Annotated in this window: 21 protein-coding genes; 11 read left to right on the plus strand and 10 right to left on the minus strand. The window is 73.4% G+C overall.

From position 1 onward, the window contains the following. Positions 1–9: 9 nt before the first annotated feature. Positions 10–1095 (minus strand): class I SAM-dependent methyltransferase, encoded by a 1086-nt coding sequence (locus tag BMX74_RS07910; RefSeq protein WP_143078585.1) that lies wholly within the window; start codon positions 1093–1095, stop codon positions 10–12. A gap of 141 nt (positions 1096–1236) precedes the next feature. Here BMX74_RS07910 and BMX74_RS07915 point away from each other — a divergent pair, with 141 nt between their 5' ends. Next, positions 1237–2115, plus strand: coding sequence for a tetratricopeptide repeat protein (locus tag BMX74_RS07915; protein WP_055505909.1), 879 nt, complete (start codon positions 1237–1239; stop codon positions 2113–2115). Between the two features lie 96 nt (positions 2116–2211). On the opposite strand, the gene BMX74_RS07920 is transcribed toward BMX74_RS07915, so the two are convergent. Both BMX74_RS07920 and BMX74_RS07925 read right to left on the minus strand, forming a co-directional pair. Then, positions 2212–2613, minus strand: coding sequence for an RNHCP domain-containing protein (locus tag BMX74_RS07920; protein ID WP_055505910.1), 402 nt, complete (start codon positions 2611–2613; stop codon positions 2212–2214). A 1-nt stretch (position 2614) separates the two neighbouring features. Next, positions 2615–2977, minus strand: a complete 363-nt coding sequence (locus BMX74_RS07925; protein ID WP_055505911.1) for an RNHCP domain-containing protein — start codon at positions 2975–2977, stop codon at positions 2615–2617. 367 nt (positions 2978–3344) lie between these two features. Here BMX74_RS07925 and BMX74_RS07930 point away from each other — a divergent pair, with 367 nt between their 5' ends. The 4 genes from BMX74_RS07930 (at position 3345) to BMX74_RS07945 (ending at position 6246) form a co-directional block, all read left to right on the plus strand. Then, positions 3345–3539 carry a hypothetical protein gene (locus BMX74_RS07930; RefSeq protein ID WP_091099295.1) on the plus strand — a complete coding sequence of 65 codons (195 nt, stop codon included), beginning with the start codon at positions 3345–3347 and terminating at the stop codon, positions 3537–3539. Next, positions 3536–4357 (plus strand): MBL fold metallo-hydrolase, encoded by an 822-nt coding sequence (locus BMX74_RS07935; RefSeq protein WP_256256827.1) that lies wholly within the window; start codon positions 3536–3538, stop codon positions 4355–4357. Before BMX74_RS07930 ends, BMX74_RS07935 begins: the two co-directional genes overlap by 4 nt. A gap of 196 nt (positions 4358–4553) precedes the next feature. Beyond that, entirely contained in the window at positions 4554–5153 is a 600-nt protein-coding gene (locus BMX74_RS07940; RefSeq protein WP_055505913.1) for a hypothetical protein, read from the plus strand. A gap of 4 nt (positions 5154–5157) precedes the next feature. Continuing rightward, positions 5158–6246: a COG1361 family protein gene (locus tag BMX74_RS07945; protein ID WP_177227277.1), complete on the plus strand. Its 1089-nt coding sequence runs from the start codon at positions 5158–5160 to the stop codon at positions 6244–6246. Between the two features lie 94 nt (positions 6247–6340). On the opposite strand, the gene BMX74_RS07950 is transcribed toward BMX74_RS07945, so the two are convergent. Beyond that, positions 6341–7522 carry an FAD-dependent monooxygenase gene (locus tag BMX74_RS07950; RefSeq protein ID WP_091099298.1) on the minus strand — a complete coding sequence of 394 codons (1182 nt, stop codon included), beginning with the start codon at positions 7520–7522 and terminating at the stop codon, positions 6341–6343. A 358-nt stretch (positions 7523–7880) separates the two neighbouring features. Between BMX74_RS07950 and BMX74_RS07955 the strand changes: the two genes are divergently transcribed. Next, positions 7881–8570 (plus strand): GNAT family N-acetyltransferase, encoded by a 690-nt coding sequence (locus BMX74_RS07955; protein ID WP_091099301.1) that lies wholly within the window; start codon positions 7881–7883, stop codon positions 8568–8570. A gap of 17 nt (positions 8571–8587) precedes the next feature. Here the strand turns inward: BMX74_RS07955 and BMX74_RS07960 are convergent, their stop codons facing one another. Further along, a complete protein-coding gene (locus BMX74_RS07960) occupies positions 8588–9823 on the minus strand; it encodes a MalY/PatB family protein (RefSeq protein WP_091099302.1) in 1236 nt (411 codons plus the stop codon). 86 nt (positions 9824–9909) lie between these two features. Between BMX74_RS07960 and BMX74_RS07965 the strand changes: the two genes are divergently transcribed. Genes BMX74_RS07965 through BMX74_RS07975 form a run of 3 tightly spaced genes read left to right on the plus strand, consistent with a single transcriptional unit; the run spans position 9910 to position 12215 of the window. Further along, positions 9910–10668: a DsbA family protein gene (locus tag BMX74_RS07965; protein ID WP_218153914.1), complete on the plus strand. Its 759-nt coding sequence runs from the start codon at positions 9910–9912 to the stop codon at positions 10666–10668. After that, a complete protein-coding gene (locus BMX74_RS07970) occupies positions 10665–11495 on the plus strand; it encodes a cytochrome c biogenesis CcdA family protein (RefSeq protein ID WP_091099306.1) in 831 nt (276 codons plus the stop codon). The genes BMX74_RS07965 and BMX74_RS07970 overlap by 4 nt, the downstream gene beginning before the upstream one ends. 60 nt (positions 11496–11555) lie before the next feature. After that, positions 11556–12215 carry a GntR family transcriptional regulator gene (locus BMX74_RS07975; RefSeq protein WP_055505919.1) on the plus strand — a complete coding sequence of 220 codons (660 nt, stop codon included), beginning with the start codon at positions 11556–11558 and terminating at the stop codon, positions 12213–12215. A gap of 119 nt (positions 12216–12334) precedes the next feature. Here BMX74_RS07975 and ligD read toward each other — a convergent pair whose 3' ends face one another. Continuing rightward, the gene (gene ligD / locus BMX74_RS07980) at positions 12335–13354 is read right to left on the minus strand and encodes a non-homologous end-joining DNA ligase (protein ID WP_055505920.1); all 1020 of its coding nucleotides are present in this window, start codon (positions 13352–13354) and stop codon (positions 12335–12337) included. A gap of 323 nt (positions 13355–13677) precedes the next feature. Here ligD and msrB point away from each other — a divergent pair, with 323 nt between their 5' ends. Beyond that, positions 13678–14079, plus strand: a complete 402-nt coding sequence (gene msrB / locus BMX74_RS07985; RefSeq protein WP_055505921.1) for a peptide-methionine (R)-S-oxide reductase MsrB — start codon at positions 13678–13680, stop codon at positions 14077–14079. 161 nt (positions 14080–14240) lie between these two features. Here the strand turns inward: msrB and BMX74_RS07990 are convergent, their stop codons facing one another. From BMX74_RS07990 to hemG, 3 genes are all read right to left on the minus strand, one after another. Further along, positions 14241–15194: a hypothetical protein gene (locus tag BMX74_RS07990; RefSeq protein ID WP_091099309.1), complete on the minus strand. Its 954-nt coding sequence runs from the start codon at positions 15192–15194 to the stop codon at positions 14241–14243. A gap of 129 nt (positions 15195–15323) precedes the next feature. Continuing rightward, positions 15324–16025, minus strand: a complete 702-nt coding sequence (gene hemQ, locus BMX74_RS07995) for a hydrogen peroxide-dependent heme synthase (RefSeq protein ID WP_055505923.1) — start codon at positions 16023–16025, stop codon at positions 15324–15326. A gap of 4 nt (positions 16026–16029) precedes the next feature. Next, positions 16030–17433: a protoporphyrinogen oxidase gene (gene hemG, locus BMX74_RS08000; RefSeq protein WP_091099311.1), complete on the minus strand. Its 1404-nt coding sequence runs from the start codon at positions 17431–17433 to the stop codon at positions 16030–16032. A gap of 107 nt (positions 17434–17540) precedes the next feature. Here hemG and BMX74_RS08005 point away from each other — a divergent pair, with 107 nt between their 5' ends. Further along, on the plus strand, positions 17541–18590 hold the full coding sequence (locus tag BMX74_RS08005; protein ID WP_177227278.1) for a DUF4349 domain-containing protein: 1050 nt from the start codon (positions 17541–17543) through the stop codon (positions 18588–18590). Here BMX74_RS08005 and hemE read toward each other — a convergent pair. Next, positions 18584–19603 (minus strand): uroporphyrinogen decarboxylase, encoded by a 1020-nt coding sequence (hemE, locus tag BMX74_RS08010; RefSeq protein ID WP_091099315.1) that lies wholly within the window; start codon positions 19601–19603, stop codon positions 18584–18586. The two genes, BMX74_RS08005 and hemE, sit on opposite strands and share 7 nt — an antisense overlap. Positions 19604–20104 lie beyond the last annotated feature (501 nt).

Raw genomic sequence — 20104 nt, forward strand, 5'->3', positions numbered from 1 at the left:
CCTCCGATCTTAGGCCCGGCCGCCCGGGGGCAGGAGGCGGTGCACGTCCAGCGAGGCGCCCCAGCGGCCGATGGCCTCGTCGTCGGCGAAGGCCAGCACGCGCATCATGTTCCCGCCGTCGCCGCGCTCCACCGTACGGCGCAGGCGGGCGGCGAGCTCGGGCCGCAGCCTCGTCGTGCCCGCCTCGACCGAGTCGCCGTAGTGCGGGGCGAAGGCGACCCCGGCGAACCCGGTACGCCGCAGCAGCGTGCGCACCGTACGCGAGTCGTAGAACATCAGGTGGTTCTTGGTGAACCCGTTCCAGCCCGGCCCGCATGCCTTCAGCAGCAGCGACCCGGCGTTGACGGTCAGGATGAGCAGCAGGCCGCCGGGCGCCAGCAGCCGGCGGAACCGGGCGAAGTCCTCCAGCGGCCTGGGCAGGTGCGCGAGCACCGACCACAGGGTGATGACGTCGAAGCCGCCCGCGGCGATCTCCGGCACGTCCTCCGGCGCCCCGAAGAAGGCCCGAGCCCGGCGGAGCCGCATGCCCGCCTGCTCGACGGAGTCGGCCGACAGGTCCACCCCGCACGCGTCGAAGCCGCGCCGCTCCGCCAGCTCCAGGAACAGGCCCGCGCCGCAGCCGAAGTCGAGCAGCCGCCGCTCCTTGCCCTCGTCGAACACCGGCGAGAAACCGCGCATCACCAGCTCGTAGCGGCGCTGCCGGTTGGCGGCGTACGCGCCGGTCAGGAAGCCGCTGTAGCCGGTCGCGTACAGGTCGCCGAGCCGTTCGGGCCGGACGTTGGGGTTGCGGTAGAGGAAGCCGCAGGCGGGGCAGCGCACGACCCGGTAACGCCAGCCGTTGCCCCCGGCCGGCTCGAACAGCGGCTGCTGGCGCGACTCGCCGCACATCATGCAGCTGAGGAACTCCTCGATCGCGCCGAGCTCGGTGCGGGCGGCGTACTCGTCGAGCGTGAGGATCGGGGCGCGCCTGATCAGCCACTGCCACTGCGCCTCGCGCGCCCAGCGCTCGCCGGGACGGACGTAGACGCGCTGGCTCGACGGGACCTTCGCGTAGCGGGAGCCGTAGGCGAGGCGGGCGAGCGACTTCCAGTTCATGGAGCGGTGCCTGCCCGGCCCCCCGTACGGGTTACCCCGTGATTCGACCATGGACAGGGCCGGCATCGGCAAGGACGCGTCCTCTCCGGATACTGCGGAAAAATCGGCCTTCATCAGTATTTGGTCGGATAGATTCCCCTCATGAGCGAGGGGATCAAGGACGAGCACGGGCTGCCCGAGGCGGCCGCCCAGTCGCGCGCGTCCGTGCTGCGCAGCCGCGCCGAGTCGTACATCGCCCTGTCGCGGCACGACGCCGCGATCGCGGACCTGACCGAGTCCATCGCGCTGGCGCCCGGCAGCGCCCGCGCCTGGCGGATGCGCGGCGAGAGCCACCGCCTCACGGAACGCTACGAGGCCGCGCTCACCGACTTCGACGAATCGCTCAAGCTGGAGCCCGACAGCGCGTACGCGCTGGGCTCGCGCGGCCAGGTGTACGCCGCGCTCGGCCGCACCGAGGACGCCCTCGCCGACTTCGACCACGCGTTGACCCTCTCCCCCGACTCCCCCTGGATCCTGGAGGCCAAGGCCGACGCCCTCGCCGACCTCGACCGCATGGACGAGGCGCTGGAGGAGCACGCCAAGATCATCGCGCTGGACGAGGGCGTCCCCTACTCGTGGGCCGCCCGCGGCGACCTCTACCAGCGGATGCACCTGTACGCCGAGGCCATCGCCGACTACACCCGCGCCCTGGAGGCCGACCCCGCCTACGTACGGGCGCTGAGCAGGCGCGGCGAGGCCCTGCGCATGATCGACCGGTACGAGGAGGCGCTGACCGACCTGGACCGCGCCATCGAGCTGGACCCCGAGAACGACCGCGCGTACGGCAGCCGCGGAGCCGTCCACAGCGAACTGGGCGACGACGAGGCCGCCCTGCGCGACCTCGACCGGGCGATCGAGCTGGACCCCGGGTACGTGTGGGCGTACCGGGTGCGCGGCGAGATCCTCCAGGAACTGGAACGGCACGAGGAAGCCGTGGCCGACTTCACGAGGGCCCTGCACCTGGAGTTCGGCGACGCCTGACACCGGCCCCCGCGACCACGGCCACCCGTGGGCCCCGAGGGGAGCCGGGCCGTGCGGGGCGCAGGAAAGGCCCCCGCACGGCCCGGCGGCCGCCGGTTACAGGGTCAGCATGGCGCTGACCGGCAGGCGGCGGTCGGACAGCGGGCGCATGGCGATGCGCAGCAGCGCCAGCGCATTGTCGTCGCCCGCGATGCGGTTGGCGCTCAGCACCCCGCACGACTGGCAGTGGTGGATGATCAGCCACTCGCCGTCGTGCCTGACGGTGACACTGAGCGCCGTCATCCTGCCCCGGCAGCCCGCCCGCCGGTCGCCGGGGACCCGGCGGTCGAGGTGCAGGCTGGTCAGGCAGTGCGGGCAGTGGTTGCGGTGCGCGGTGCCCGGCGCGTGCACCGGGACGTCGAGCCCGCAGCCGACGCAGCGGAACGCGTCGCCGCCCTGCCCGTGCCGGACGTCCTTGCGCCGCTGCGGCCGTTCTCCGGCCGGGTTCCTGCGCGGCACGTCACAGCCCGCCGAACGCTTCGAGCGGGAACGGCGGCTGCGCCAGCGGACGCACGGCCATGCGCATGAGGATGAGCTGGTTGTCGTCCGGGCAGATCGGGTTCGACGTCAGCTCACCGCAGCGCGCGCAGCGGTGGATGACCATCCAGTCGCCGGTGCGCAGCACGGCGATCGAGATGGGCGCCATCCGCGAGCGGCACTCCGACGGGCCGCCCTCCACCGCGTCGAGCACGTGCAGCGAGTGCAGGCAGCTCGGGCAGTGGTTGCGCGGCGTGCCGTCGGGCCCTGAGGCGGTGACGGTCAGCCCGCAGCGGACGCACGGGAACGTCTTCGGGACAGGACGGGACGGGTGAGTGGTGGACAACCTGGTTTCTCCTTGCCGGATGGTTCTTGGGATCAGCAAGGGAGCCCGAGCGGCCTCGCGGCGCGGGCGGGCATGCCGGTGTGACAGGCGGTCCGACCTATCGACGGTGACGGGTCAGCAGGGGACCCGCCCACGGCATGACGAGGCGCTCCGGGCGCAGGTGCCAGGCATAGATCCCCACTCCTCTCCTTGACGTCACCGATGCCGCCCGTCCAGGCGACGTGCGTGAGGCTAGCGGGTCCGCGCCACCGCGCGCCAACGGTTTTCTCTGCCCTCTGGTCATCGAGGAGACCGCGCTTCCCGGCGGCGGGTTTGGCCCGGTCGCCGGGCGGCAAGGGGACATATGACGCATATGGGGGTAAATGCCATGACCAACCCGCAACAGCCGGAGATCCGGAGGTCGGGGAAGTCGGCCACCGAGTCGAAGTCGGCTCATGCCGTCCCCGAGACCAAGAGCGGCGCCAAGCGGGCCGCCCGCCCGCACGGCACGGACAAGGGCCGCAAGGGCGGGGGCAAGGGCGGAGGCGTCCCGCCGGAGCAGCGGCCACCGCACCCGGAGTGATCGACGTGAAAGGCAGCCTGCAGTTCATCGGCAACGCCACGACGCTGATCCGCTACAACGGCTTCACCCTGCTCACCGACCCCAACTTCCTGCACCGGGGACAGCGGGCATACCTCGGCTACGGCCTGACCTCGCGCCGCCTCGCCGACCCGGCGGTGGAGATCGAGGACCTGCCGGCGCTCGACGCCGTGCTGCTCTCGCACCTGCACGGCGACCACTGGGACCGCGTCACCCGGCGCCGCCTCGACCGGGCGACGCCGATCATCACCACCCGGCAGGCCGCCGGCAGGCTGCGCCGGCGCGGCTTCGAGCGGAGCGTCGGGCTGGGCGTGTGGCAGCAGCACGAGCTGCGCGGCCCCGGGGGCAGCGTGACCGTCACCGCCCTGCCCGCCCGGCACGCCCCGGGACCGGCCGAGAGGCTGCTGCCTCCCGTCATCGGGACGATGCTGGAGTTCCGCGGCCCCGACGGGCGGGTGGAGCTGACCGTGCACGTGAGCGGCGACACCCTGCTCGACCGCCGCCTGGACGCCATCCCGCGCCGCTTCCCCGACATCGACCTCGGCATCGTCCACCTGGGCGGCACCCGGCTGCTCGGCATGCTGCTGGTCACCATGGACGGGGAGCAGGGTGCGTCCTGGGTGGACCTGATCGACCCGCACACCGTCGTGCCGGTGCACTTCGACGACTACACGGTCTTCAGCTCGCCCCTGGGCGACTTCCTCCACCACGTCGAGCAGGCCGGGCTCGCGGACCGCGTCGTCCACCTGAGGCGCGGCGAGACGAGGGAGCTCGCTCCGCACCACCTCGTCCGCCCCTGAGGCAGAGGTCGGCGACGGCCGCCGGCACCTGTTCGCGGGCGGCGCCCGGCCGGGGCGCCACGGTTTCTTGATCGCCCCTTTGACTACTCACAGTGACGTTTCCGCTGCTCAGAGTGTTAGCTTTCTCGTGGTTCTGACACATTGACCGCCGTTCGCGGCATCCAGGCCGCGCCGGCGATGGGGGGAAGCAAGCGGCATGAGCAGGTATCTCAGGGCCGGCGTGATCGCCACAGGAACGGCCCTGGTCTCGACGCTGGTCGCGGGAGTGGGGGGCGCGCCGGCACAGGCGGCCGTCTGCGCCTCGGGCGCGGCGTGCAACACCACGACGACGTTCGACATCACCGCCGGCACTTTGCAGATCACCGTGCCGGACACGGTCGCGCTGGCGAACGACGCCGCGCCGGACGGCTACGCCTGGGGCCAGCTCGGCGCGATCACGGTGACCGACGCCCGCGCCTCGGCGACGCCGAGCTGGACCGCCACCGTGACCAGCGGCGACTTCATCACGGCCGGCGGCAACGACCCGGGCGAGACCGTGGACGCCACGAACGTCTACTACTGTTCCGGCCCCGCCAGCACCACCACCGGCGACGGCACCTTCACGCCCGGCCAGACGGGCTGCGCGGCTCCGCCTCCCATCACCGGGGAGTCCCTGGGCGCCGCCAAGACGGCCTTCAGCCACACCGGCGGCACGGGCAACAACTCCGCCAGCTGGAACCCGCTGATCGGCATCGACACGGCGCTGGCCAACGTGGGAGGCACCTACACCGGCACGATCGCCCACGTCGTCGCCTAGCGGCATGGCACGACCTCACGCGCTGCCGCGGCTCGGGGCGCTGGTCCTCCTGATCCTAGGAGCGATCGGCGCCCCCGCTCACGCGGACCACGACCCTCGGGGCCGCCGCGCGGACCCACCCGAGCGCTCCACGATCGGCATCAGGCTCCTGGAGGCGTCCTCGAACCGGCGCGACGACCCTCGCGCCCGCCTTTACATCGTAGATCACATAAATCCCGGCACCACGATATCCCGCCGTTTCGAGGTGCGGAACGGCTCCGACACGACCAGGGCCATCCGGGTCTACGCCGGCGGGGCGGAGATCAGGAAGAACGCCTTCACCCCGCTGCCCGAGCGGGTGACCGGCGAACCCGCCTCGTGGATCACCGTCGACCGGCCCCGCCTGGCGGTGCCGCCCCGGAGCAGCGTCACGCTCAAGGCCACGATCAGCATCCCCGAGAACGCCACGGAAGGCGAGCGCTACGGCGTCCTCCTCGCCGAGACGTCGTCGGAGGGACCCAGCCCCCAGAAGAACCTGCGGATGATCAGCCGGGTCGGCATCAGGCTCTACCTCGACATCGGACCCGGCGGCGACCGGCCGTCCGACTTCGAGATCGAGCGGCTCACGCCCGGCCGCACCGAGACCGGCATGCCGGTGGTGAAGGCGACCGTGCGCAACACCGGCGAGCGCGCGCTCGACTTCGAAGGCCGCATGTGGCTCTCCGACGGGCCCGGCGGGCTCAGCGCGGGCCCCTTCCCCGCCCAGGTGGGCACCACGGTCGCGCCGGGCGGCACCGCGCCGGTCATGGTCGTGCTGGACGAGCGGCTGCCCGACGGGCCGTGGGGGGTCAAGCTGGAGCTGCGCAGCGGCCAGGTGGAGCGCACGGTCACGGGCACCCTGACGTTCCCCGCCAAGCCGTCGAGCTGGGGACTGCCCGCCTTCCTGGACGAGGCGCCGTCCTGGCTGCTCCCCGCGGGCGCGGTGACCGCGCTCGCCCTGCCGGTGGCCCTCCTCGTACGGGCCCGCCGCCGCAGCGCGGCGCGGGACGCCCGGCAGGCCGGCCCGCCGGCCGCCGGAGGTGACGGGCCGGACGCGCCGGACGCAGGGACGTAGCCGTCCCGGGGCGGCCGCACCGCGCTCCCCGGCCCGGCTGCCGGGAGGCGGCGCGGCCACCGGGAAGCGGCCCGGCCACCGGGAAGCGGCCCGGCTACCGGGAGCCGGCGCGGCGGGCGAGCCGGGACGCGACCCTGCCCACGGCGTTCGCCCCCGCCCGGTGGGCGAGGTAGAACAGCCGGGGCGGGACGTGCGGGAGCAGCCCCGAGCCGCGCAGGCTGAGCAGCCTGACCAGCTGCGGCATCGGGAGGTCCGCGTAGCGCGGCAGGTCCTCGTACCACCGGGCGCTGCGGCGGGCGGCCCGCTGGGCGGAGCGCACCAGCACCCTGGCCTGCCGCTCGTAGCGCGCCAGGGCGGCCGGCAGCGGCAGCCCTTCGAGCAGCGCGGCGGCGAGGAGGGCGGCGTCGGTCAGCGCGAGACCGGTGCCCGCCCCGATCGAGAAGTGCGTGGTGTGGGCCGCGTCCCCCATGAGCACGAGGTTGTCCCGGCTCCAGGTCGTGTTGGTGACCGTGCGGAAGTTCAGCCAGCGCGCGCCCCCGTGGCCGTCGCCCTGGGCGAGCAGCGAGTGCCCGTCCAGGAGGTCGGCGAAGATCTTCTCCAGCCGGGCCAGCGTGTCGCCCTCGTCCGCCCGGTCGAAGCCGAGCCCCTTCCAGGTCCGCGGCGCGCACTCCACGACGCAGGTGCTGCGGTCCGGGGCGTACGGGTAGCCGTAGCACCAGATCCAGCCGTGGGCCGTCTCCTGGAAGGAGAAGACGAAGGCGTCGAAGGCCCTGGTGGCGCCGAGCCACAGGTACTTGTTGCCGCCGACCGCGACGTCGGTGCCGAAGTGGGCGGCGTGGCGCTCGCGCAGCCCGCTGTTGACGCCGTCGCAGGCGACGACGAGGTCGGCGTCCGCGAGTTCGTCCTCGCCGGCGACCTCCCGCTCGTGCTCGACGCGCACGCCGAGGCCGCGGGCCCGCCCGGCGAGGATGTCGAGCAGCCGGTGGCGGCCGATGCCGTACCCCTCCTCTCCGTAGTGCTCGCTCCTGCTCTCGTCGCCGCGGAAGTGGTCCCAGCGGTCCCAGCGCACCGAGCTGTCGAGGACGGCGCGCGCGGACTCCGGGTCGGTGGCGTGGAGGTTGCGCAGCAGGGCCTCGGAGTAGGTCACGCCCCAGCCGTACGTGGAGCCCGCGGGGTCGCGCTCGTGGACGGTGACGTCGTGGGAGGGGTCCACGCCTTTCATGAGGATGGAGAAGTACAGGCCGGCGGGTCCGCCGCCCACACAGGCGATCTTCATGCAAGCCCCCGATATAACAGTGAGTACTTCATTCGCCACGGAAAGTAGCGAATGCCGACATAGCTGCATATACCCGGGACAATCCGATGACACCTGGCGCGGCGCCGGCGGCTGGCAGGTGAGGACGACGCAGCCGTTCCCGCCGGCGCGGCGCACCGGCATGGTCACGCTCGTGGTTCGGCGGGGTTGAGGCGAGTCGCCCCTTCCCTGGCGTCCCGGGGTGCGAGGTGCGGGTTCGTCCGCCCGCCTGGCTACACTGCGGCTGCGAGAAGGCGCCGGCCCGGCTTCGGGCAGGGACCCCTGGTCACGTCCCTGCCGACGGCCGCGGGCGCGCGCAGGCGACGAAAGGCACAGCACCATGGTCCATGGCGACACCGGCCCGCTCGACGACCCGGTGGGCGAGTCGCTCCGCGGCCACCACGCGCACCTGGCCCGGCGGCTCGGCCGGGCGGCCGGATACGTGCCGGGGGTCGCGACCTTCTCCACCGTGCCCGCCGACCCCGACCCTGCGGAGTGGGCCGACCTCGCGCGGCTGCTCGGCCCCGGCGAACTCGCCGATCTGTTCAGCTGCCCGGCCACCCCGCCCGCAGGCTGGGAGCCGGTCTTCTCGCTCGACGGCCTCCAGATGATCTTCCCCGCGGACGGCCGGACCGAGCCCGAGCCGGGGATCGTCGAACTGGGCATCGACGACGTGCCCGACATGCTGGATCTCACCGGCCGGACCCGCCCTGGACCCTTCTGGCCGCGGACGCACGAACTCGGCGCCTATCTGGGCATCCGCGAGAACGGCGTCCTGGTCGCCATGGCGGGCGAACGGCTCCGTCCACCCGGATGGACCGAGATCAGCGCCGTCTGCACCGCCCCAGAAGCACGCGGGCGAGGTCACGCCGCCCGCCTCGTACGCGCCCTGGTCACGCGCATCACGTCACGGAACGAGCGGCCGTTCCTCCACGTGGCCGGAGCCAACACCTCGGCGATCGCCCTCTACGAGCGGCTCGGCTTCGTGGTGCGCAAGCGTGTGACGTTCCGCGGCTTCAGGACGCCGTGACGGACGGCCGCCGCCCGTCACAGGTCACGCACCGCCCGCCCCATCCTGGACAGCGCCTCGCGCAGGACGGCGGGTGACGTGGCGAAGTTGAGCCGCACGCAGCCGGCCCCGCCGGAGCCGAACACGTGCCCCGAGCTCAGGGCGACGCGGGCGCGGTCGAGGAACATCCTGGCCGGTCCCGCCAGGTCGCCGACCACGCCGGGTTCGGAGCCGCGCCGGTCGTCGTCGTGCAGCCCGAGCCAGGCGCAGTCGATCCAGGCGAGGTAGGTGCCCTCGGGCGGGCGGTGGCGCGCCCGCGGCAGGTGTTCCGCGATCAGCCGGCCCAGGAGCGCGCGGTTCGCGTCGAGGCCGAGCAGCAGCTCGTCGAGCCAGGCCCCGCCCTCGCGGAACGCCGTGGTGTGGGCGATGACGCCCAGATGGCTGGGGCCGTGACCGACCTCCTCCGGCATGCGCCGGAGGTCGCCGGCGGAGTCGGCGCCCGCGACGACGAGGGCGGCCTTGAGGCCGGCGAGGTTCCAGGCCTTGGACGCGGAGGTCACCGCGAAGCCGTTCTCGGACCCCTCGACGCTGAGGAACGGCGTGAAGGCGGCTCCGGGCAGCACGAGGGGGCCGTGGATCTCGTCGGACACCACCCGCACGCCGTGCTCGCGGGCGAGCCGGGCGACCGCCTGCAACTCCTCCCGGGTGTGGACGACACCGGTCGGGTTGTGCGGGTTGCTCATGAGGAACGCCGCATGACGGCCCTGGCGGCGGGCCCGCACGAACGCCTCCTCCAGGGCGCCGAGGTCGATCCGCAGATCCGGGCCGAGCCTCGCCTCGACGATCGTCCTGGCGTCGTGCGTGACGAACGCGTAGAACGGCGGATAGACCGGCGAGCACACCACAACCGCGTCGCCCGGGTCGGTGATCAGGCGGAGGACCTCGACGATGCCCATCATGACGTCGGGCACGACGGCGGTGTGCTCGACGCGCACGCCGTCCCACCGCCATCGCGCACGCGCGAAGCCCGCGAGGGCCTCGGCGTAGCCGGTGCCGTGCGGGTAGCCGGTGTCGCCGAGGTCGATCGCCGCGTGCAGCGCGTCGGCGACGGGCGGAGCCAGCGGCACGTCCATCTCCGCCACCCACAGCGGCAGCACGTCCTCGGGGTGGGCGCGCCACTTCATGCTCGTGCGCCGGCGCAGGCGGTCGAGCGGCAGCCGCACGAGGGGATCGGTCCGCCGGGTCTCCGGGTCTTCGGCGCCTGCTCTCTTCATCCGATCACCCCACGGTCCCGTGCCACGTCCTCTCCGCTCGAACGTACCCCGGCGGGTGCATGGATACAACATGTATCCTAGGCCGCGTGACCGACATCCCCTCATCACCGTCCACGCAGGTCCTCGAGCAGCGGCTGCGCACGGCCCGGATCGTGAACGTCGTGCTGGCCGTCGTCGCCGTGTTCCTTCTCATCGTGGTGCTCGCGAGGCCCACCGGCGGCGGAGCGGGCGGGGCCCGCCCGGCCGCCGCGCCGAACACCGCGACACCGGGCCCGGAGGCCACCCCGACGTCGGTCGCGCTGCGGGACCCGGACGACCCGCTCGCCATCGGGCCCGTCGACGCCCCGGTGGTGCTGGTGGAGTGGGCGGACCTGCGGTGCCCGTACTGCGCGCTGTTCACCAACCGCACGATGCCGGCACTGCTGAAGGAGTACGTCGACACGGGCCGGGTGCGGTACGAGTTCCGCGACGTGTCGTTCTTCGGCGAGCAGTCCACGAACGCCGCCGTGGCGGTCAGGGCGGCGGCCGAGCAGGGCCGCTTCCGCGAGTACCTGGCCGCCGCGTACGCGGCGGCGCCGGAGAAGGGCCACCCCGACCTGCCGCGCAAGAAGCTGATCGGGTTCGCGCGCACGGCGGGCGTCCCGGACCTCGCGCGGTTCGAACGCGACCTGGACCGCGCGGACCTGCGGAAGGCGGTCGAGCAGAGCACCCGCGACGCGCAGTCGCTCGGGATCACCAGCGTCCCGTTCTTCGTCGCCGGCGACCGCGCCGTGCCCGGCGCCCAGCCCGTCGAGGTGTTCCGGCAGTTGCTGGACGACCGGCTCGCGGCTGCCGGGACCCGATGAACGTCAGCCTCGCCGGAGCGCTCGTCGGCGGCGTCCTGACCCTGCTGAGCCCCTGCTCGGTCATGCTGCTGCCGTCGTTCTTCGCCTACGCCTTCACCGCCCCCGGCAGGCTGGTCGCCCGCACCGGGGTGTTCTACCTGGGGTTGCTCACGACGCTCGTGCCCCTCGGCGTGCTCGCCGGCAGCCTGGGGGCGGTCATCAGCGAGCACCGGGTCACGCTGGTCACCGTCGCGGCCGGCGTGGTCGTCGCGCTCGGCGTCGTCCAGCTGTCCGGCGTCCCGCTGCCGGCCCTCGGCCGCCTCTCCAACGCCGAGGGCACCTCGACCGCGTCGGTCTTCCTCCTCGGCACCGTCTACGGCCTCGCCGGCGTGTGCGCGGGACCGGTCCTGGGGTCGGTGCTGGCGCTGGCCGCCCTCGGCGGCGAGCCGCTCCACGGCGGGATCGTGCTGGCCGTGTTCGCCTTCGGCATGACCGTCCCGCTGTTCGTCCTCGCGATCGCCTGGTCCAGGGCGCCCTGGGTGCGCCGGCTCGTACGGCCGCGGGAGCTCCGCCTCGGCCGCTGGCGCAACACCTGGACCCAGGTCGCCGGCGGCCTGCTCGGGATCGGCGTCGGCGTGCTCCTCATCGTCACCGAGGGCACCACCTCGCTGGGCGGCGTCCTCGGGGTCTCCCAGCAGTTCGCCGTCGAGAGCTGGGCGCTCGGCGGCACCGCGGACATCCCCGACGCGCTCGTCGTGCTCGCGGCCGGGCTCGCCCTGGCGGCGGCCTGGCTGGCGCACCGGCGCCGGGCCCGCCGGCGGTCGCACGGCGAACGCGGCGGAGAATAGCCGCGACATCGAGGCCTGCCGGCGCCCGCCGAGGGGGCCGATACCGACAAGATTGGTTCCATGTCGACAAGCGAGAGCGCCGCCGACCGGGCCTACGCGGCCATCCGCGCCGGCATACTCAACGGAACGCACAAACCCGACACGATGCTCAGTGAAGCGGCCCTGGCCATCGACATCGGGGTCAGCCGCACCCCCGTCCGCGCCGCCCTGGTCCGCCTCCAGGACGAGGGCTGGATCACCGTCTACCCCAAGCGCGGCGCCCTCGTCCGCGGGATGAGCGACAAGGTCACCGCCGACCTCGCCGACGCCCGCCTCATCCTGGAGTCGACGGCCGTGCAGCGCGCCGCGCCGGAGACCAGGCGCGCTCTCGCGGCGCGGCTCGAACAGGACGTCGAAGCGCAGAGGCAGGCGCTCGCGGGCAGGGACCTGCGCCACTTCATCGAGCTGACCATCGCCTTCCACCGCTCCTTCGTGGAGTCGGGCGGCAACCTCGTGCTGCTCGAACTGAACGACCGGCTCGCCGATCGGCAGCGCTTCCTGCTGTTCAGCTACGGCGGCACCCTCCTCGCCCGCTGCGACGCGATCATCGCCGAGCACGAGGACCTCATCGAACGCCTCCGCGCCGACGACCCCCAGGGGTTCGCCGAGACCCTGCGCTCGCACCTGTCGGACACCTACGGCTCGGAGCTGCGCCGCCTCTGCCCCGACCCGCCCCGCTGACCGCCGGAACCCGCGCCGGACGCGCCGGGCGCGGCGCGGAAGGAGCTCTGGGCAGTGGCCGCGGCCGCTTCTACGCTTCGCCCGTGCCGGACCTCGCCTCGTGACCCGGCCCGGACGGCTCAGCCCGGCCCGTCCTCCCGTGTCGTGGCCCTGGCCCTGCTGGGCTGGACGCGCATGGGCTCGCCGGGCATCTTCGGGTAGTTCGGCGGGTACGGCAGGTCGCCGCGGTCGTCCTCGGCGTACAGCCCCAGGAGGGGCTCGATCGAGTGGGCCACGTCGTCGATGGCGGCGTGGACGTCGCCGAGGCGGGCGAAGCGGGCGGGCACCGTGCGGATGTCGAAGTCGCGCGGGTCGGCGTCCTTCAGCTCGTCCCAGGTGAGCGGGGTGGAGACGGGGGCGTGCGGCCGGGCCCGGACGGAGTAGGCGCTCACCACGGTGCGGTCGCGGGCGTTCTGGTTGAAGTCGATGAACACGCGCCGCCCGCGCTCCTCCTTCCACCAGGCGGTGGTGACGAGGCTCGGGTCGCGGGCCTCGACGGCCCTGGCGAGGGCGATGCCGGCGTGGCGCACCTGGATGAAGTCCCAGCGGGGCTCGATGCGGACGGCGATGTGGACGCCGCGGTTGCCGGACGTCTTGACGAAGCCGGTCAGGCCCAGCTCGCCGAGCACCTCGCGGGTGAGGAAGGCGGCCTGGCGGGCGGCGTCGAAGCCGATGCCGGGCTGCGGGTCGAGGTCGACGCGCAGCTCGTCGGGGTGCTCGACGTCGCCCGCCCGCACCTGCCAGGGGTGGAAGTCGATGGTGCCGAGGTTGGCGCAGTAGGCGATGGCGGCGACCTCGGTGACGCGCAGTGACTGCGCGGTGCGCCCGCTGGGGAAGGTGACGGTGACGGCCTGCAGCCAGTCGGGGTGCCGCGGCGGCATGCGTTTCTGGTAGATCGCCTCGGTCTGGACGCCGTCGGGATGGCGCTTGAGATTGGTGGGCCGGTCTCTGAGCGCCCGCAGGGCGCCCTCGCCGACGCTGACGTAGTACTCGACCAGCTCACGCTTGGTGGCGCCGATCTCAGGGAAATAGACCTTGCCGGGGTTGGTGACCTTGACGGTCCGCTCCCCCACCTCAAGCTCGATGTACGGCGATGCCATGCACTGAACCTACCCGGCCCGACCCACAGAATCGGGGGGCCCGCCCCGGAGCCTCCGCGGTGGCGGGACCGGGCGCTCGACAGGGCGGGCCGCAGACCACTCGCGGGCCGCTCCGGGCGCTGGCGCGCCGCCCGGGCGGCCGTGCGATCGCCATCGGCGCCAGCACGGGCGTGGGCTGTGCCGCTCCGGCGATCCGGCCGAGTGATCACCCCTTGTGCAGGAGGCGTTGACAACCCCCTTGCTGACAAAGACGCGAATTCTCCCCAGAAAGGATGCTTCCCCCGACGGAGATCTCTTTTTGCCGCATCTCGTACGCTGGATGCATGGACAAGGTCGTCAAGAGTGAGGCCGAGTGGCGCGCCGAGCTGTCGCCCGAGGAGTACCACGTGCTCAGGGAGGCCGGCACCGAGCGCCCCTTCACCGGTGAGTACGTCGACACCAAGACCGAGGGCGTGTACTCGTGCCGCGCCTGCGGCGCCGAGCTGTTCCGCTCGGACGCGAAGTTCGAGTCGCACTGCGGGTGGCCGAGCTTCTTCGAGCCGTCGGGCACCGACACGGTGCGGCTGCTGGAGGACCGCGGCCACGGCATGGTGCGCACCGAGGTGCGCTGCGCCCGCTGCGACTCTCACCTGGGTCACGTCTTCCACGGCGAGGGCTACCCCACGCCGACCGACGACCGCTACTGCATCAACTCGGTCTCGCTCCGCCTCGAACCCAAGGCGTGATCACCTGGCCACGGCGCGTACCGATCGTCACCCTCGGGTAGAAGTCTCCCGTGCTCCGCGTCCATCTCCGCCACCGGTGGGTGACGGTCGAGACCATCGGCCGCGTCGTCACGCAGCGGTGCGAGGTGTGCGGGAAGACCCGGGTGCGGGTGCGCTGAGCTTCAGCGGGGGGCCGGGTAGGTGATGCGGCAGCTCCGGTCGGAGGGGCCGAGGATGTTGGCGAGCACGGGGTTGCCGTTCTCCCCGAACTCGGCCTGGACGAACACGACCGGCGTCCTGGTGCCGATCTCCTTGAGGTACTGCAGGCCGCGCTTGCACAGCGTGATGGCGTGCCGGGAGTTGCCCGCGGACTCCGGTAAGTTCGTGTAGATGCGCAGATATCCGCCTATGGTGCGGATGTCCTTGAGGCGCTTCATCGCCTTGTCGTCCGGCCCCCAGTGCGCGCGGAAGTACTCCGCCGCCCGCTGGTCGGTGTGGCGGGAGAACCGGTCGGCCTTGAAGTCGGAGTCGTCGAGGTCGTCGGGGCCCGCCACCGTCGCCGAGGGGCCGCCCGTCGCCCCCACGCCCGGGGACAGGCCCGTGTCGGCCTTGCCCTCCAGGACCTGCGGCGGCGCGTCCTGCTCGCCGCCCTCGCTCCCTGCGCCGGGCGTGGCGCGGCCCTTCGCTGGACGTCCGCCCTGGCCGCCGTCGCGGGAACCGCCGTCGCGAGCCGCCCCGTCACCCGGGCCGCCGTCACCCCGGCCGCCGTCACGCGAGCCTCCTCCGGCGACGTCCTTCTTGGGGGACGCGGAGGGACCTGCCTCGCTGGTGGCGGGACTCGTCCGGCCGCGCCCGGCCCCGCCCTGGCCCGACGCGCCGTACGGGGTGTCGGCGGGAGCGGGCGAGACGCCGGAGGCCGCGAGCGCCCGGGGCAGCGGGCCGGTGAACGAACCGCCCAGCGTGCCGTTCGCGGTGAGCGCGAGGACGCCGCCCGCGAGCGCGACCGCGCCCGCCGACGCCCCTGCCAGCCACAGCCCCCTGCCCGACCGGCGCCCGGTGCGCGCCTGTGCCTGCGCCGCGTGACGGCCCGGGGCGCGCCTCCGGCGGCCGGACCTCCCCGACGACTGCTGCTCCACTGCCCCTCCATGGAACGCGACGCCCCACGCCACGCGGGCAGGGGCTTTCCCTGATTGTGACAAACGGGGTAGATCACGTCAGGGAGATCGGAAAGTTGGGCCCCCGCCGCCACGGCGAGCGGGCCCGCGCTACGGCAGCGCGGCGACGATCTCGCGCACCGGCTTGCGCGTGCCCGTGTAGAACGGGATCTCGACGCGCGTGTGCCGCCTGGCCTCGGCGCCGCGCAGCTCGCGCATGAGGTCGACGATGCGGTGCAGCTCGTCGGCCTCGAACGCGAGCATCCACTCGAAGTCGTTGAGCGCGAAGCAGGCGACCGTGTTCGCCCGGACGTCGGGGTAGCCGCGCGCCATCCTGCCGTGCTCGGCCAGCATCGCCCGCCGCTCGGCGTCCTCCAGGAGGTACCACTCGTACGAGCGGACGAACGGGTAGACGCTCACGTACGCCCGCGGCTCCTCCTCGGCGAGGAAGGCCGGGATGTGCGACTTGTTGAACTCGGCGGGGCGGTGCAGCGCCATGGCCGACCAGACGGGCGCGCTGTGGCGGCCCAGCGCGGTGCGGCGGAAGCGCGAGTAGACGTCCTGGAGGTCCTCGGGGGTCGGCGCGTGCCACCAGAACATGTAGTCGGCGTCGGCGCGGAACCCGGCGACCTCGTAGACCCCCCTGGTCACGACGTCCTTGCCGGCGGCCTGCTCCAGCAGGCCCTCGACCTCGGCGGCCAGGCTCTCCCTGTCGGCGGGGCACGCGTCGGTGGCCTTGAAGACCGACCACATCGTGTACCTGATCACCTGGTTGAGATCGCGGGCCTTGAGCCGCGGGGCACCCTCAGTCATGCGTTCATTCTCCTTGCTTGTCCAGCTGGTCCAGAATCCGGCCCGCCGCGGTGCGCGCGGTCGCGAGGCAGGCCGGGATGCCCAGGCCGTCGTAGGCGGCGCCGCACACGGCCAGGCCGGGCTGCACGGCGACGGCGGCCCGCACCCTGGCCACCCGGTCGAGGTGGCCCACGTTGTACTGCGGAAGCCCGCCTCCCCACCGGGTGACGCGGGTGTCGACGGGCAGGCCGCGCACGCCCATGACGTCGGCCATCTCGGCGGTGGCCAGCGACACCAGCTCGGCGTCCTCGCGCTGGAGCAGGTGCTCCTCGCCGACCCTGCCGATCGAGCAGCGCAGCACGACCAGGTCGGACGCCAGGTGCGGCCACTTGACGGAGCTGAACGTGACGGCCTTGACCGGCCTGCCCTCGACGGGCGGCACCAGATAGCCGCTGGTGGCGGGCGGCTCGGGGAAGGCGTCGAGCGGGTAGGCGAGGGTGACGACGGCCATGCTGGCGTAGTCGATCCTGGCCAGCTCGGCGGCGGCCCTGGGCGCCTCCTCCTTCAGCAGCCGGGCGGCGGCGGGGGCGGGTGTGGCGACGACGACGGCGTCGGCCTCGATCACCTCGGGCCGGGGGACGGGGCCGGTGACGAGCCGCCACCCGCTCTCGGTACGGTGCAGCTCGCGGACCGTCACGCCCGTCCTGACGTCGGCGCCGGACGCCTTGGCGACCGCCTCGGGCAGCACGCCGATGCCGCCGCGCAGCGTGGCGAAGACCGGGCCGGCGTCCTTGGGCGCCTCCTCGACGAGGTGCCTGGTGGCCGACAGCAGCGACCGCTCGCTGCGGGCCACGGCGGCCACGCGCGGCATCGTGGCCTCCAGCGACAGCATGTCGGAGCGGCCCGCGTACACGCCGCCGAGCAGCGGCTCGATCAGGCGCTCGACGACCTCGCCGCCCATCCTGGCCCGGATGTAGGCGGCCACCGAGACGTCGGTGCGCACGAGGGTGGCGGGCAGGATCTGGTCGAGCGGCACCCGCAGGAGGCCGGCCGGCGAGATGATGCCCGACCTGGCCAGCTCGGCCAGGTCGGCGGGCACGCCCATGACCTGCGCCTTGGGCAGCGCGTGCAGCGTGCCCCTGCTGTAGATCGACGATCGGAGCGTGCCGGGGAGGACGAGGTCTCCGGCGAGCCCGACGGCCGCGGCCAGCTCCTTGCCCTCGGGGCGCCGGGCCAGCATGGACTCCGCGCCCGCGTCGACGCTCACCCCGGCCACCTCGGAGGCGTACAGCTTGCCGCCGATGCGCGGGCTCGACTCCAGCACGGTCACCCTGACCCGCTCGCCGGCGCCCTGGCGGAGAAACCACGCGGCGGCCAGCCCGGAGATGCCGCCGCCGACGACGACCACGTGTGCCCGATTCCCTTCCACGAGATCCGACGCTACCGCCTCACCGGGGCGGTCAGGCCGCCGGGGCGCGTGACCGTAACGTGATGGTTCCCACCAAACCCGGGCCGTCCGCCCTCCGTCATAGGGGCATGAGGAGAACCCGGTACGGCATCGCGTTATCGGCCGCCTGCGCGGCCCTCGTGCTGGCGGGCTGCGGAGGCGGATCGTCGTCCTTCGTCGCGAGGCAGGAGAGCCGCGCCGACGGCGCGGCGGCCCCCGCGGCGGCGCCCAGCCCCGCGGCGGATCACGCCGTGCCGCAGGACCGGACGGTGGCGGGGCAGGCGGGCAAGACCATCCCCACCGAGGTCCAGCCCACGCCGGAGGACCGGCAGATCGTCTACACGGCCTCCATGACGGTGCGGGCCGCGGCGGTGACCGCCGCGGCGCAGCAGGCCAAGCAGATCGTCACCGCGGCCGGCGGCTACCTGGCCAGGGAGGAGGCCGACTCCTCCGGCGACAGCGAGGACAGCGCGCTGCTGGAGTTCAAGGTGCCGCCCGCCCGGTACGCCGAGGTGCTCGGCAGGCTCGGCAAGGACCTCGGCAGGCAGCTCTCGCTCAACCAGAACACGCAGGACGTCACCCTGCAGGTGGCCGACGTGGACAGCCGGCTGAAGACGGCGCAGCGGTCGCTGGAGTCGCTGCGCGCGCTGCTGAAGAAGGCCGGCACGATGCGCCAGGTGCTGGAGGTGGAGCGGGAGATCGCGGCGCGCGAGGCGGACCTGGAGTCGCTGCAGGCCCAGCAGAAGGAGCTGGCCAGGCAGGTGGCCATGGCGACGCTGACGCTCCGCCTGGTCGGCCCGGTGGCGGAGGTGGAGGACCCGGCCGACGAGCCGCCCGGCTTCCTCTCGGGGCTCAAGGCGGGCTGGGCGGCGCTGGTGACGTCGGCGAAGGTGTTCGTCACCGTGTTCGGTGCCGTGCTGCCGTGGCTGGTGGCGCTCGGCGTGCCGGTGACCGCCCTGGTGCTGCTCGTACGCCGCCGCCGCCGCGCGCGCCGCCGCCCGGACCGGCCCTCGGGCCCGCCTGCGCCGCAGGGCCCGCCCGCGCGGGTGCCCGGCGGTCCCCCGAACCCGCCGGCGGCGCCGGAGAGAGCCGCGGACGCGTCAGGGCCGGAGCAGCCGGAGGCGCCGGGGCCTCAGTGAGCCTCGTGGACCAGGTCGGTGAGCCGCTTGAGCTGGTCGGGGTCGGTGGAGGGCAGCACGCCGTGGCCGAGGTTGAACACGTGCCCCTCGGCCTCCCTGCCGCGCCGCAGCACCTCGCGGGCCTTGCGCTCGACGACCTCCCAGGGCGCGAGCAGGACGGCCGGGTCGAGGTTGCCCTGCAGCGCCTTGCCGGGGCCGACCCGGCGGGCGGCCTCGTCGAGCGGCACCCGCCAGTCGACGCCCACGACGTCGGCACCTGCCTCGCCGAGCAGGCCGAGCAGCTCTCCGGTGCCGACGCCGAAGTGGATGCGCGGGACGCCTTCGACGCCCTCGAAGATGCGCCTGGTGTGGGGCAGGATGAACTCGCGGTAGTCGTCGGGCGCGACCGCGCCGACCCACGAGTCGAAGAGCTGCACCGCCGACGCCCCCGCGGCCACCTGGACACGCAGGTGCTCCAGCACGATGTCCGTCAGCCGCTCCATCAGGGCGTGCCACAGCGCGGGCTCGCCGTACATCATCGCCTTGGTGCGGTCGTGGTTCTTGGACGGCCCGCCCTCGATGAGGTACGAGCCGAGCGTGAACGGCGCCCCGGCGAAGCCGATGAGCGGCGTGCCGCCGAGCTCGCCGACGAGCGCGCGCACCGCCTCGGTGACGTAGGGGACGTCGCCGGGCTCCAGCGGGCGCAGCGCGTCGATGCCCCTGGCGTCGCGGATCGGGTCGGCGACGACGGGGCCGACGCCCGGCTTGATGTCGAGGTCGACGCCGATGGCCTTGAGCGGCACGACGATGTCGCTGAAGAAGATGGCGGCGTCGACGCCGTAGCGCCGCACCGGCTGCAGGGTGATCTCGACGACCATGTCGGGCGTCTCGCACGCGGTGAGCATGGGGACGCCTTCGCGCGCCTTCATGTACTCGGGCAGCGACCGTCCGGCCTGGCGCATGTACCAGACGGGGGTGTGGGGGACGGGCTGACGGCGGCAGGCGCGCAGGAAGGCTGAGTCGGCGAGGTTCACCCTCCAAGGGTGCCATGCGGGCAGGTCGGTCACGGAATCGGCGCGAGGTGTCGGAAAAATATGCATTGGATGCGCCAAATCATGATCAGATAGCTGGATGAAGGTTTACCGGTCCGCTCGGCATCGGCGTCGCTCACGGGTCGAGCACACCCCATGGGTCGGCAGAGCGGTGGTCCCCGGCAGGTCAAAACTTCCCCAAACGACCGCGCGGCTACGATTCACCGACCACTTTCGGGACACGCCGAGCGCGTTGCGGGGAAATGTTCGCCGCTCATGCCAACGTCGGAGCCACGACCCGAAGAAAGGCCCCGGCTCGATGACTGGTGCGATGACCGCCTTGTGGAGTTCCCCGGAGCGCCGCAGCGAGCGCTGCGTTTCCTGCGCCGGTGAGCGGCTGTTCGAGCAGCCGCCGTGCGCCGACGGGCACCGGCCCGGCGAGTGCCCCGAGTGGTTCTGCCTGGAGTGCGGCCACGCGGCGCCGCTGGGCGGCGCCGCCCCGTT

The organism is Nonomuraea pusilla, assembly GCF_900109355.1.
GTDB classification, from domain to species: domain Bacteria; phylum Actinomycetota; class Actinomycetes; order Streptosporangiales; family Streptosporangiaceae; genus Nonomuraea; species Nonomuraea pusilla.